Below are 11,741 nucleotides of genomic sequence, written 5' to 3' on the forward strand. Positions count from 1 at the left end.
ATGCCCGGAGGGAGTTTTCTGTTATGTCAACCATGCCACGGCCCCTACCCCGAAGTTCAAGGCCGTTCACCCCGAAGGACGCCGCCGTGGCCTGTTCGTTGCGCGACTTCCGGAAAAATCCCGGCTCCGTTATCCAACCGAGACCTCCGTCGCTGAACCGGTGACGGCACCCCGACTGGTACAGGCGTACCAGAGTGAGGCATACTGGTACACATGTCCCAGTCCGTCTCCCTCGCCGACTACCGTGCCGCCCTCACCACTCCCGGCTCGCGCCGTCCGCTGATCGCCTCGCTGCTGGCGCGCCTGCCCATCGCGATGATCGGCCTGTCGGCGCTGCTCTACGTCCAGCGGGAGACGGGCTCGTTCGCCGCGGCCGGCCTCGTTTCCGCGGGCTCGCTCGTGGGTGTCGCCGTGGGTTCGGTGGTGCAGGGGCGGTTGATCGACCGCTTCGGCCCGACGCGTCCCCTGCTCGTCACGATCACGTTGTTCGCGCTCGCCATGGTGGCGCTGACGCTCGCGATCGAGGCGCACGCCGCCACACCGCTGCTCGTCCTGCTCAGCGGCGGGATCGGTATCACCGAGCCGATGGTCGGGTCCGCCTCGCGGGCGCTGTGGGGGCGGCTCGTCGCCGCCGAGCAGGCGCGCAACGCCGCGTACTCCTACGAGGCCATCAGCATGGAGGTCTTCTTCATCCTCGGCCCCGGGCTGGCCGGGTTGCTCGTCGCCGCGCCCTGGCCCGGCACGGGGATGATCGCGGGCGCGCTGTGCATGATCATCGGCGGCACGCTGTTCGCGCTGAGCCCGGCCGTCCGGGCGTGGGGCCCCGCGCCCGCCACCGGGCGGCGGCCGCTGCTGGGTGCGCTCGCCGGCCCCGGCATGCGCACGCTCGCGCTCGCCGCGCTCGGCTTCGGCGTCGTGATCGGGTTCGTCGAGGTGGCCGTGCCCGCGGCCGCGACCGAGGCGGGGCAGCCCGCGCTCGGCGGGGTGCTGCTGTCGGTGTGGTCGGTCAGCTCGGTGGCGTTCGGCATCGCGTTCAGCCTGCGGCCCTGGCCACGCCCGATGTCGCTGCGGCTGCCGGTGCTGCTCGCCGCGTTCGCGCTCCTCGTGGCGCTGCTCGCGATGCCGTCCAGCCTGTGGGGGCTGGCGCTCGCGATGCTCGCCGCGGGCGCCATGATCACCCCGCAGTCGGCGACCCACTCCGCGGCGATCGAGCTGGTCGCACCGGAGGGCACGGCGGCTGAGGCGTTCGGCTGGGTGCTCACCGCCGTCACCCTCGGGCTGGCGTTCGGCCAGTCCGTGAGCGGTTACCTCGTGGAGCACTCGGGCCCGTCGGCGTCGTTCCTCGCGGCCGGCGCGGCCGGGCTGGTGATCGCGGCACTCGTGTGGCTGCTGCGCTCGACCGTCCGGAAGCCCGCCCCGGCGCGCGAAGAAGTCCTGGTCTAGATCGCCGAGCGGAGGTAATCCAGCTGGGCGCGGACGCTGTGCTCGGCGGGCGCCCACAGCGCCGGGTCGACGTCGGCGTAGACGTGCTCGACGATCTGCCTCGGGGTGGCGTCCTCGCCGAGCACGCGCAGCGCGGAACGCACCTGGTCGAGCCGCTGCTCGCGGTGGTCCAGGTACTCCTGCGCCGTCGTCTTCAGCTCGGCCAGCTCGGGGCCGTGGCCCGGCAAGCCACGCAACCCTGCGGGCAGGTCCAGCAGGCGGCGCAGTGAGCCGAGGTAGGCGCCGAGGTCGGACAGCACCGTCGTGCCGCGGCCGAGGACCGTGTCGCCGGTGAGCACGTGGCCGTCGTACCGCAGGCACACGGAATCGTCGGTGTGCCCGGGCGTGTGCACGACCTCCAGCTCCAGCCCGGCCGCCCGGACCACCTCGCCGTCGGTGAACGCCTCGCCGCCACGGCACAGCGACGGGTCGAAGGCCCGCACCGGCGCCCCGACCCGCTCGGCGAGCCACGGGGCGCCTTCGCTGTGGTCGGGGTGGTGGTGGGTCAGCAGGATCAACGCGACCGGCCCCAGCTCGGCGAGCTTCGGCAGGTGGTCGAGGTCGTGGTAGCCGGGGTCGACCAGGACGCATTCGCGGGCACCGGGCGCACGCAGCACCCACGTGTTCGTGCCCTCCAGCGTCATCGTGGACGGGTTGTTCTCCAGCAGCACGGAAGCGCTTTCGGACACGCGCCGGAGTTCGCCGTAGGCGGGGTGGCTCATGCGTCCTCCACGATCACTCTCACCCGGTCGCCGTCGCGAACGAGCGTCGGGATGATGGCCTGGATCCGGCGTTCCGCGGCGAGCGCGTCGGCCGCCGTGTCGAACTCGGTCAGCTCGCGCAACGTGTACCAGGTCGGCGGCATCAGCATGCTGCGCCCGGCGTCGGCGTCCGCCAGCGCGTCCTGCGGTCGCTGCCAGCCCGACGACTCCGCCTCGGTGGTCTCCCCGTCGGCGCGCTGGCCTTCGGGCAGGACCGCGACGAAGAACCGAGTGTCGTACCGGCGCGTCTCCTGGGGTGGGGTGATCCAGTGGGCCCACGGGCGGAGCAGGTCCGCGCGCAGGGTCAGCCCCGCGCCGTCGAGGAACGCGGCCAGCGAGAGCTCACGGGACACCAGTTGCCGCCGGGCGTCCGCGTACCGGTTCGCGTCGGCGACCACGCCGTCCTCGGTGCCGGCCAGCAGCACACCGGACTCCTCGAACGTCTCCCGCACCGCGGCGCACACGAGCGCGCGGGCCACCGGTTCCGTCCCGCCGAACCACCGCGCCCACTCGCTCGCGGGCGGACCCGCCCAGCGGACCGAGGCGTCCGCGTCCCGCGCGTCCACCCCGCCGCCGGGGAACACCGTCATCCCGGCGGCGAACGCCATCGCGGCCACCCGCCGCTGCAGGAACACCTCGAGGCCGTTCGCGGTGTCGCGCAACAGGATCACGGTCGCCGCGTCACGCGGCACCGGCGGGTTCGGCAACGGCTCGTCGGAGAACTGCACCCCGGCGGGCAGCTCGAAATTCAGTTGAGGCACGCCAAGCAACTTACGCGGCCGTCAGGCTCCCGAGAACCCGTCCACCCAGCGCTGGTCGTCACCGGAACCGTTGGTGCGGACCTTCGACGCCTCAGCGCGCTCACGCTCGGCCAGCTCGGCGTGCAGCTCACGCAGCAGCTGGCGGTCGCGTTCGGACAGCTGCGGGTCGTTGAGGTCCAGCTCCGGGATCTCGACGACCTCGCCGGGCCCGATCACCGCGGACGCGATGGCCTTGCCCTTCTCCGGGTCCTCGGCGAGCGCGGCCCGCAGCTGGGCCACCTCGGCCGAGCTGAGGTCCGTCGTGGCCTCGGCCCGCGTCTCCGGCGGCTCCTCGCGCGGCCCGAACTTGTGCCCGGGCCCCTTCTGCGACTGCTCGGCCGGGACAGGCTCCTCGTCCTTGGCGTCCGCCGCGACGTGCCTGCCCGACTTCTCCTTCGCCGTGGCGGCGGCCTTCGCGGGAGCCGGGCGGCTCGGCGCCGGAGCACCGTTGGACGCACCGGCCAGCCACACCGCGACGGCCGAGTTCAGCGCCTGGTCGTGGTAGCGGGTGCGCTCGGCGCCGGGACCGGTCACCTCGACGACCGCGCGGATCCCGTTGCGGCGCAACGCCGCGTCGATCCGGTACGCGGCCGCGGGCGGGTTGCCCTCCGGGCCGATCTCGACGAGCACGACCCGCTGCGGCAGCGGGCCGGGCACGCTGCCGGCCGGAGTGTTGCGCCACACGGCGTGCACCGACCGCAGGTCCGGCAGGACCTGCAGGGTGCGGTCCAGCGCGTCGGCGATGCCGCGCTCGGGCTGGTTGTCACCGGTGAAGTGGTGCAACACGCCGTTGTCGGCTTCGGCGTCGTCGACCGTGAGGTGCTCGGCGAGCGTGGCGTCGGAACGGCTCAGCTCCAGCACGAGGCCGAGTTCGTGCTGCTCCGACTCGCGCACCGGCAGCCTGCCCGCGATGAGCGCACCCGTCGTCAGCTCGGCTGCCTCGTCGAGGCGGGCCCGCGCCGTCAGCTCGCGCGCTTCGGACAGTGCGCTGTCGTCCAGCCGTCCGGCCAGCGCGAGCAGCAGGTTGTGCAGCCGCAGCGGGACCGCGAACCCGTCGGTTCCCAGACCCGCGGCGTCACTGTGGACCTCCACGATTCTCCTCCCAGCAGCCCGCCCGTGGCGAGCGAGCCGTTACGCAGCGGCGAGGCGGTGCCCGGTGTCCACTGCTCCCGTGCAGACCAGCTCCGAACTGGCCAGCGCGGCTCGGTGGTACGCGGGGAGGTCGAACTTCGGCGGCATCACCTCGACGCTGGGCTCCTCGTCGCCCAGCACCCGAAGGACCCGCTGCAGCTCACCGGTCAGCCTCGGCAGGCCGGCCAGCGCGGTGATCAGCAGCACGCGCTTCAGCTCCTCGCCTTCGCCGTGCCGCCAGCTCTGCCGCACCTCGCCCACGTCCGGCCGGCCACGCAACGTTGCGTGCACCAACGCGGACACTGAGTCCACGGAGTTCACCCGATCGGGCGCACTCCCCGTGAATGTGTACCGGTTCTCCGGGGCCTCGTCCACCCCAAGAGTGGAACTCACCTGGTGCCAATCGGCCCCGTGCGGCACGAGCCCCGCGACCAGCAGGCGATACTCCGGTTGGTCGAGGTCAATATTGTGCTTTAGCAAAGTGCGGGGGAGGGTCCGCGCGAGCGTCGTCATCGCGCCCTCGCCGAGCCAGTCCCGGTAGCGCCACAGCAGCTGGTCCGGCATCCGGCCGGCCAGGCGCAGGAGCAGCTCGTGACAAGCGGCTTCGATGTCCGGATCCATGTCAGACCTCCACGATCAGTTCGACCTCGACCGGCGACCCCAGCGGCAGCTCGGCCACCCCCACCGCCGAACGCGCGTGCGCGCCCGCTTCCCCGAAGATCTCGCCGAGCACCTCGGACGCCCCGTTGACCACCGCGGGCTGCCCGGTGAACCCCTCGGCGGACGCCACGAACCCGACGACCTTGACGACCCGGACCACCGAGTCGATCCCGACGAGCGCGTCGACGGCCGCGAGCGCGTTCAGCACGCACGTGCGCGCGTGGCGCTTCGCCTCCTCCGGGCTCACCTCGCCGCCGACCTTGCCCGTCGCGGCGAGCTCACCCTCGACGAACGGCAGCTGGCCCGACGTGAAGACCTGCGCACCGCTGCGGACCGCCGGGACGTACGCCGCCACCGGCGCGGCGACCCCCGGCAGCGTGATGCCGAGCTCGGCCAGCCGCTGCGACCAGCTCACGACTTGGCCCGCTTGAGGTAGGCCACGTGCTGCTCCCCACTCGGGTTCGGCAGCACCGTGACCAGCTCCCAGCCGTCCTCGCCCCACTGGTCGAGGATCTGCTTGGTCGCGTGGATCAGCAGCGGAACCGTGGCGTACTCCCACTTTGTGGCGCTCATGGTGGGGAGACTAGCCACCGGATCAAGCCCGGGCTGATCCGCCTGACCTGTCTCACAGTGCGTCACCGGAGCCCGACACGACGGTGCGAGTTGATTTACGCTGCGGTGGTGAGCACACCCCTGCCCGGCTGGACCGACGAACTCGTCCGCGCCCGGCTGCACTTCGTGACCGGCAAGGGCGGCACCGGCAAGACCACGCTCGCCGCGGCACTGGGGCTCGCGCTGGCCCGCGACGGGCGGCGGGTGCTGTTGATCGAGGTCGAGGGCAGGCAGGGTTTCGCCCAGCTCTTCGACACCGAACCGCTGCCCTACGCCGAACAGCGCGTCGCCTCCGCGCCCGGCGGCGGAGAGCTGCGCGCGCTGCACATCGACGTCGAGGCGGCGCTGCTCGAGTACTTCGAGATGTTCTACAACCTGGGCTTCGCCGGCCGGACCCTGCGCCGGATGGGCGCGATCGAGTTCGCCACGACGCTCGCGCCCGGGCTGCGGGACGTCCTGCTCACCGGGAAGATCAAGGAGTGCGTCGGGCGGACGGAGTCCGACGGCAGGCACACCTACGACGCGGTGGTCGTCGACGCGCCGCCCACCGGCAGGGTCGTCAAGTTCCTCGACGTCACCAAGGCCCTCACCGACCTCGCCCGCACCGGCCCGATCCGCGGCCAGGCCGACGGGGTCGTGCGGCTGCTGCACTCGGGTGAGACCGCGGTGCACCTGGTGACGCTGCTGGAGGAGATGCCGGTGCGGGAGACGGTGGAGGCCGTCGCCGAACTGGACGGCGCCGACCTGCGGCCCGGCGCGGTGTTCGTCAACCGGGTGCGCCCGCCGCGGCTGACCGCGCGCTCGCTCACCGCCGCCGCGGACGGCCGGGTGGACGCCGAGCGCGTGCGGACCGGGCTCGCGTCGGCCGGGCTCGAACTGCCGACGGCCACGCTGGAGGCGCTGGTGGAGGAGACGGTGGAGCACGCGATCGGGATCGCCGCCGAGCAGCGGGCCCGCGAGCAGCTGGCGGAGGCCGACCTGCCGACGCTGGAGGTGCCCGACCTGACCCACGGCGTGGACGTCGCGGCGTTGTACGACATCGCCGAGACCCTGGTGCAGCAGGGAGTGCGCTGATGCTCGACGTGGACAAGCTGATCGACGCCACGGAGACCCGGGTGATCGTCTGCTGCGGTTCGGGCGGGGTTGGCAAGACCACCACCGCCGCGGCGCTCGCGCTGCGGGCGGCCGAGCGGGGCCGCCAGACCGTCGTCCTCACCATCGACCCGGCGCGCCGCCTCGCGCAGGCGCTCGGGTTGCGCGAACTGGGCAACCATCCACGTCAGGTGCAGGTCGAGGGTTTCGAGCCCAAGGGTGAGCTGTGGGCGATGATGCTGGACATGCGCCGCACCTTCGACGACATGGTGCGCGCGCACGCCGGGCCGGACCGCGCCGAGCAGCTGCTCGCGAATCCCTTCTACCAGACCATTTCCACGTCGTTCTCCGGCACGCAGGAGTACATGGCGATGGAGAAGCTCGGCCAGCTCGCGGCGACGGGTGACTGGGACCTCATCGTCGTGGACACCCCGCCGAGCCGGTCCGCGCTGGACTTCCTCGACGCGCCGACCCGGCTGTCCAGCGCGCTGGACGGGCGGATGATCCGCCTGCTCACCGCGCCGGCGAAGGCCGGCGGGTGGGGCCTGCGCAAGGTCGTCACCGCCGGGTTCTCGATGTTCGCGAAGGCCGTTTCGACGATCATCGGCGGCCAGCTGCTGGCCGACGCGTCGGCGTTCATGCAGGCGTTCGACACGATGTTCGGCGGCTTCCGCGAGCGTGCGCGCAAGACGCAGGAACTGCTGCGCTCGCAGGGCACGTCGTTCCTCGTCGTCGCCGCGCCCGAGCCCGACGCGCTGCGCGAGGCCAGCTACTTCGTGGACCGGCTGTCGAGCGAGCACATGCCGCTGTCGGGACTGGTCGCGAACCGGACCCACCCCGTGCTCGCGGACCTGTCGGCCACCGCGGCGATCTCCGCGGCGGAGCGACTGGAGTCGAGCGCGCCGCTGGCGACCGCGGTGCTGCGGCTGCACGCCGACCGGGTGGCGCTGGCGGAACGCGAGGAGCGGTTGCTCGCGCGCTTCACCAGGGCGCACCCGGAGGTGCCGATCGTGCGGGTGCCCGCGCTGCCGAGCGACGTGCACGACGTGGCCGGCCTCCGCGACATCGGAGACCGGCTCGCGGCAGGATCGGCCTAGCCCGCTTTCACGTACTCCCGCTTCGCGGATTCCAGCAGTTCCGACCACGACGTGACGTCCGGCCGGCGCCGCAGCAGGGCGCGGCGCTCGCGTTCGGTCATGCCACCCCAGATACCGAAGTCGATCCTGCTGTCCAGCGCCTCCGCGAGGCATTCCGTGCGGACCGGGCAGCCCATGCACACGACTTTGGCCCGGTTCTGCTCGGCACCCCGGACGAACAGCTCGTCGGGATCGGTGTCCCGGCAGAGCGCGTCGGCCCGCCAGCTCCGTTCGATGGATTCCATTGCCCCCAGCTCCTCACCCTCGGCTCACGTCGGTCGTTCCCCCGGCGCCTCCCCGGCACCGGGTACGTGAGACGTTGACGGACTGTAGGACCATCCGGTTCCACTCGCCAAGATCCCGCGGGCAATTCGTTACCGGAACACGTCGCGCGAGGGCAGTTCTCGTGGTATCGGGTGCGGCGGCGCGGCGGGGTTCGCCCGGTTCCCACTACTCTTGGCTGCGTGCGGAAGACGGATGGTCTGTTCAAGCTGCTCGGTCTGTGCCTGCTCGCCGGGATCCTCGTCGCGGGGGTGCTGTTCCCGATCGTCGGGGCGGCGGGCGTCGCGTCGAACAGGGCGAGCGAGACGGTGGACAGCATGTCCGCCGAGCTCGCGAACGTGCCGCCGCCGCTGGTCACCACCATCACCGACTCGGCGGGCAACCCGATCGCGACGCTGTACGACCAGTACCGCATCCCGACCGCGGCCGACCAGATCAACGACGCGATGAAGTGGGCGCTGGTGTCCGTCGAGGACCGCCGGTTCTACGAGCACCACGGCGTGGACTGGAAGGGCACCATCCGCGCGGCGCTGAGCAACAGCGCCGGCGGGGAGACGCAGGGCGCTTCGACGCTGACGCAGCAGTACGTGAAGAACTACCTGATCAACGTCATCTACCGCGACGACGAGGTGGGGCAGAAGAAGGCGCAGGAGCAGTCGCTCGCCCGCAAGCTCAAGGAAGCGCGGATCGCGATCCAGCTCGAGTCCAAAATGGACAAGCAGCAGATCCTCACGAGCTACCTGAACGTCGTCGAGTTCTCGCGCAAGATCTACGGCGTCGGCGCGGCCGCGCAGGCCTACTTCGGCACCACCGCGGAAAAACTGACCGTGCCGCAGGCCGCGTTGCTGGCCGGCATGGTGAACAACCCGCCGTTCTACGACCCGTGGAGCCACCCGGAGCGCGCGACCGAGCGGCGCAACCTGGTGCTGGACCGCATGGTGGAGAACCGGAAACTCGCGCCCGCGGACGCGGAGCGCTTCAAGGCGGAGCCGCTGGGCGTGGTGCCGGACGGGCCGTCGAAGCCCGCCGCGAACTGCACCGGCGCCGGGCCGGAGAACGGGTTCTTCTGCCAGTACGTGCAGGACTACCTGCTCACGAACGGGATGAGCAAGGAGGACCTGTACACGGGCGGATACACCATCCGCACGACCATGGACCAGAACGCCCAGCACCAGGCGAAGCTCTCCGCCGAGGCGCAGGTGCGCAAGACGCAGAAGAACGTGGCGAACACGCTTTCCCTGGTGCGGCCGGGGAAGGACCGGCACGAGGTGGTCGCGCTCGCCGCGAACCGCGACTACGGCACGGACGCAAGCAAGGGCCAGACGACGTACGCGCTGCCCTCGGACGTCTCGAACGTGACCGGTGCGGGGTCGAGCTACAAGATCTTCACCGCGGCGGCGGCGCTGGAACAGCACAAGGTGGGGATCTACAGCACGATCCAGACCCCGCAGTCGTACGCGTCGAGGGTGTTCGTCAGCGGCCAGAAACCCGGTTGTCCCCAGATCGGCCGGGGCACCTGGGCCTACTGCCTGCAGAACTACGGCGAGTCCAACTACGGGCCGTCGATGAGCCTGCAGCAGGCGCTCGCGACGTCGCCGAACACCGGGTTCGTCATCCTCGAGGAGCAGGCGGGGCTGGGCGCCGTGCTCGACATGGCCCGCAGGCTGGGCATGCGCAACACCATGGCGTCCAACGCCGCCAACGGCGGAGCGGTCGACCCGGGCAACAAGAACCCCGCGTACAGCATGCCGCAGCAGAAGTACTACGGGCCGGGCGGCATTTCCCAGAACGGCCTCGGCGCTTTCACGCTCGGGGTGAGCCCGACGAGCGGCCTCGAGCTGGCCAACGTGGCGGCGACGATCATGAGCGGCGGCGTGTGGTGCCCGCCGACGCCGATCATGGGGGTCAGCGACCGCGACGGCAAACCGGTCCAGGTCAAGGAAGCGGCCTGTGAGCAGGCGGTGCCGGAAGGGCTCGCGAACAGCCTCGCCGTCGGCATGAGCAGGGACGACACCGACGGCACCTCGCGTGGCGCCGCCCAGGCGGCGGGCTGGACCCGGCCGATGATCGGCAAGACCGGGACCACGCAGGAGAGCGGTTCGGCGGCGTTCGTCGGGGCCACCCCGCAGCTCGCCGGAGCCGCGATGGTGTTCCGGCCGGACAGCCCGGTCGGCGGCCTGTGCGACGGCCAGGGCAACGTGACCCCCTGCTCGAACGGGAACATGTTCGGTGGGAAGGCCCCGGCGAGGACGTGGTTCGGCGCGATGAAGGCCATCCTCGGCGACCAGCCCGCCCTGCCGCTGCCGGCGTCGGACCCGGCGTACGAGCACTAGCGGCCAGTATCCTCGGCTTCGTGAGTACGGACGGTGACTACAGGAGCGCGGCCCGTCTGGCCGTGGGGACCGTGGCGCTCGGCGCGGCCACGCTCGGCTACGCGGTCGGCATCGAGCGGCGGCACTGGACGCTGCGGCAGGCGGAGCTGCCCGTCCTCGCCCCGGGGGCGCGGCCGCTGAGGGTCCTGCACATCTCCGACCTGCACATGATGCCGGGCCAGAAGTCCAAGCAACGCTGGGTCGCCGCGCTCGGGGAGCTCGAACCGGACCTCGTGGTGAACACCGGGGACAACCTCGCCCACCCGCAGGCCGTGCCGTACGTGCTGCGCGCGCTGGGTTCCCTGCTCGAGCGGCCCGGCGTGTTCGTGTTCGGCAGCAACGACTACTACGCCCCCAAGCCCAAGAACCCCGCCCGCTACCTCATGCCGCGCGGCAAGAAGAAGCGGATCCACGGCAACCACCTGCCCTGGCGCGACCTGCGGGCGGCGTTCGTCGAACACGGCTGGCTCGACCTCACCCACGCCCGCCGCACCTTCGACATCGACGGCCAGCGGATCTTCGCCGCCGGCCTCGACGACCCCCACCTGCGCCGCGACCGGTACAACCAGATCGCCGGCCCCGCCGACCCCGCCGTCCTGCGCGTCGGCGTCACCCACTCGCCCGAACCCCGCGTGCTGGACCCCTTCGCCGCCGACGGGTACGACCTCGTCCTCGCGGGCCACACCCACGGCGGGCAACTCCGCATCCCCGGCATCGGCGCACTGGTCACCAACTGCGAACTCGACCGGTCCCGCGCCCGCGGCGCCTCCCGCTGGGGAGCCCACATGTGGCTCCACGTCTCCGCCGGGCTCGGCACGTCCCCCTACGCCCCGGCCCGCTTCGCCTGCCCGCCCGAAGCCACCCTCCTGACCCTCGTCCCCCGCCCCACCCCGGGCGAACGCCACCAGGAGGACACCCCCCGAAAAGCCCGCAGCGACATCCGCTAGACTTCTACCCGGCCCGGCAAGCAGTACATCGGGGTGTGGCGCAGCTTGGTAGCGTGCCTCGTTCGGGTCGAGGAGGTCGTGGGTTCAAATCCCGCCACCCCGACGGAAGATCTGGGAGATCCCTGTCTGCGGAAAGCGCAGACGGGGATCTTCCTTTTTGTCTCCTGGGGGTCGAACCCCCAGACCCCCGCCAGGGAGGGCTTCGCCCCCCTGGACCCCCCGCTCACGGTGCCGGTCTCGAAGGAAGCCTCACCGTGGGGAGCGCGGTGCTGGGAGGGGTGGGGTGCTTGCCCTCCGTGAAGGTGAGACGGCAACGGTGGGTCTGGTGTGGTTGGGGCAGTCCCCGGCTTGCCCCTTCCTCCCTGCGGATCCTTGCGGTGGGGCGGGTGGGTCAAGGGTGGCGCAGCCATCGCGAAGCGACGCCGTCAGGAAGCTTCTATGTCAAGTGGTGGTGGTCGGTGTGGAG

12 protein-coding genes and 1 tRNA gene are annotated in these 11,741 nt (G+C 71.7%); 6 read left to right on the forward strand and 7 right to left on the reverse strand.

Annotated elements, in window-relative coordinates:
- Positions 1 to 213 precede the first annotated feature (213 nt).
- Entirely contained in the window at positions 214 to 1,443 is a 1,230-nt protein-coding gene (locus tag ABFX51_RS17580; RefSeq protein ID WP_346054261.1) for an MFS transporter, read from the forward strand.
- Here ABFX51_RS17580 and ABFX51_RS17585 read toward each other — a convergent pair.
- From ABFX51_RS17585 to sp36, 6 genes are read right to left on the reverse strand one after another with little or no spacing between them, the layout of a single operon-like run.
- Positions 1,440 to 2,204 carry an MBL fold metallo-hydrolase gene (locus tag ABFX51_RS17585; protein ID WP_346054262.1) on the reverse strand — a complete coding sequence of 255 codons (765 nt, stop codon included), beginning with the start codon at positions 2,202 to 2,204 and terminating at the stop codon, positions 1,440 to 1,442. The two genes, ABFX51_RS17580 and ABFX51_RS17585, sit on opposite strands and share 4 nt — an antisense overlap.
- The gene (locus ABFX51_RS17590; RefSeq protein ID WP_428832479.1) at positions 2,201 to 2,995 is read right to left on the reverse strand and encodes an NUDIX hydrolase; all 795 of its coding nucleotides are present in this window, start codon (positions 2,993 to 2,995) and stop codon (positions 2,201 to 2,203) included. Before ABFX51_RS17590 ends, ABFX51_RS17585 begins: the two co-directional genes overlap by 4 nt.
- A 30-nt stretch (positions 2,996 to 3,025) precedes the next feature.
- Positions 3,026 to 4,138: a hypothetical protein gene (locus ABFX51_RS17595; protein ID WP_091508356.1), complete on the reverse strand. Its 1,113-nt coding sequence runs from the start codon at positions 4,136 to 4,138 to the stop codon at positions 3,026 to 3,028.
- Positions 4,139 to 4,174: 36 nt separating this feature from the next.
- The gene (locus ABFX51_RS17600) at positions 4,175 to 4,795 is read right to left on the reverse strand and encodes a hypothetical protein (protein WP_091508355.1); all 621 of its coding nucleotides are present in this window, start codon (positions 4,793 to 4,795) and stop codon (positions 4,175 to 4,177) included.
- A 1-nt stretch (position 4,796) separates the two neighbouring features.
- Positions 4,797 to 5,249, reverse strand: coding sequence for a RidA family protein (locus ABFX51_RS17605; protein ID WP_346054263.1), 453 nt, complete (start codon positions 5,247 to 5,249; stop codon positions 4,797 to 4,799).
- Positions 5,246 to 5,407: a Sp36 family protein gene (gene sp36, locus ABFX51_RS17610; RefSeq protein ID WP_020669673.1), complete on the reverse strand. Its 162-nt coding sequence runs from the start codon at positions 5,405 to 5,407 to the stop codon at positions 5,246 to 5,248. Before sp36 ends, ABFX51_RS17605 begins: the two co-directional genes overlap by 4 nt.
- 108 nt (positions 5,408 to 5,515) lie before the next feature.
- Here sp36 and bagA point away from each other — a divergent pair, with 108 nt between their 5' ends.
- Together bagA and bagB are read left to right on the forward strand one after the other, a co-directional pair.
- Positions 5,516 to 6,520 carry an ATPase BagA gene (bagA, locus tag ABFX51_RS17615; RefSeq protein WP_091508446.1) on the forward strand — a complete coding sequence of 335 codons (1,005 nt, stop codon included), beginning with the start codon at positions 5,516 to 5,518 and terminating at the stop codon, positions 6,518 to 6,520.
- Positions 6,520 to 7,635, forward strand: a complete 1,116-nt coding sequence (gene bagB, locus ABFX51_RS17620) for an ATPase BagB (protein ID WP_346054264.1) — start codon at positions 6,520 to 6,522, stop codon at positions 7,633 to 7,635. Before bagA ends, bagB begins: the two co-directional genes overlap by 1 nt.
- Here bagB and ABFX51_RS17625 read toward each other — a convergent pair.
- Positions 7,632 to 7,919: a WhiB family transcriptional regulator gene (locus tag ABFX51_RS17625; protein WP_091508350.1), complete on the reverse strand. Its 288-nt coding sequence runs from the start codon at positions 7,917 to 7,919 to the stop codon at positions 7,632 to 7,634. The two genes, bagB and ABFX51_RS17625, sit on opposite strands and share 4 nt — an antisense overlap.
- 219 nt (positions 7,920 to 8,138) lie before the next feature.
- Here ABFX51_RS17625 and ABFX51_RS17630 point away from each other — a divergent pair, with 219 nt between their 5' ends.
- The 3 genes from ABFX51_RS17630 (at position 8,139) to ABFX51_RS17640 (ending at position 11,378) form a co-directional block, all read left to right on the forward strand.
- Complete coding sequence (locus ABFX51_RS17630) at positions 8,139 to 10,289, forward strand: transglycosylase domain-containing protein (RefSeq protein ID WP_091508349.1); 2,151 nt, start codon at positions 8,139 to 8,141, stop codon at positions 10,287 to 10,289.
- Between the two features lie 62 nt (positions 10,290 to 10,351).
- Positions 10,352 to 11,275, forward strand: coding sequence for a metallophosphoesterase (locus ABFX51_RS17635; protein ID WP_346054268.1), 924 nt, complete (start codon positions 10,352 to 10,354; stop codon positions 11,273 to 11,275).
- A gap of 29 nt (positions 11,276 to 11,304) precedes the next feature.
- Positions 11,305 to 11,378 (forward strand) — tRNA-Pro (locus ABFX51_RS17640).
- The last annotated feature ends 363 nt before the right edge of the window (positions 11,379 to 11,741 follow it).

Source organism: Amycolatopsis dongchuanensis (assembly GCF_039542405.1).
GTDB classification, from domain to species: Bacteria; Actinomycetota; Actinomycetes; order Mycobacteriales; family Pseudonocardiaceae; genus Amycolatopsis_E; species Amycolatopsis_E sacchari.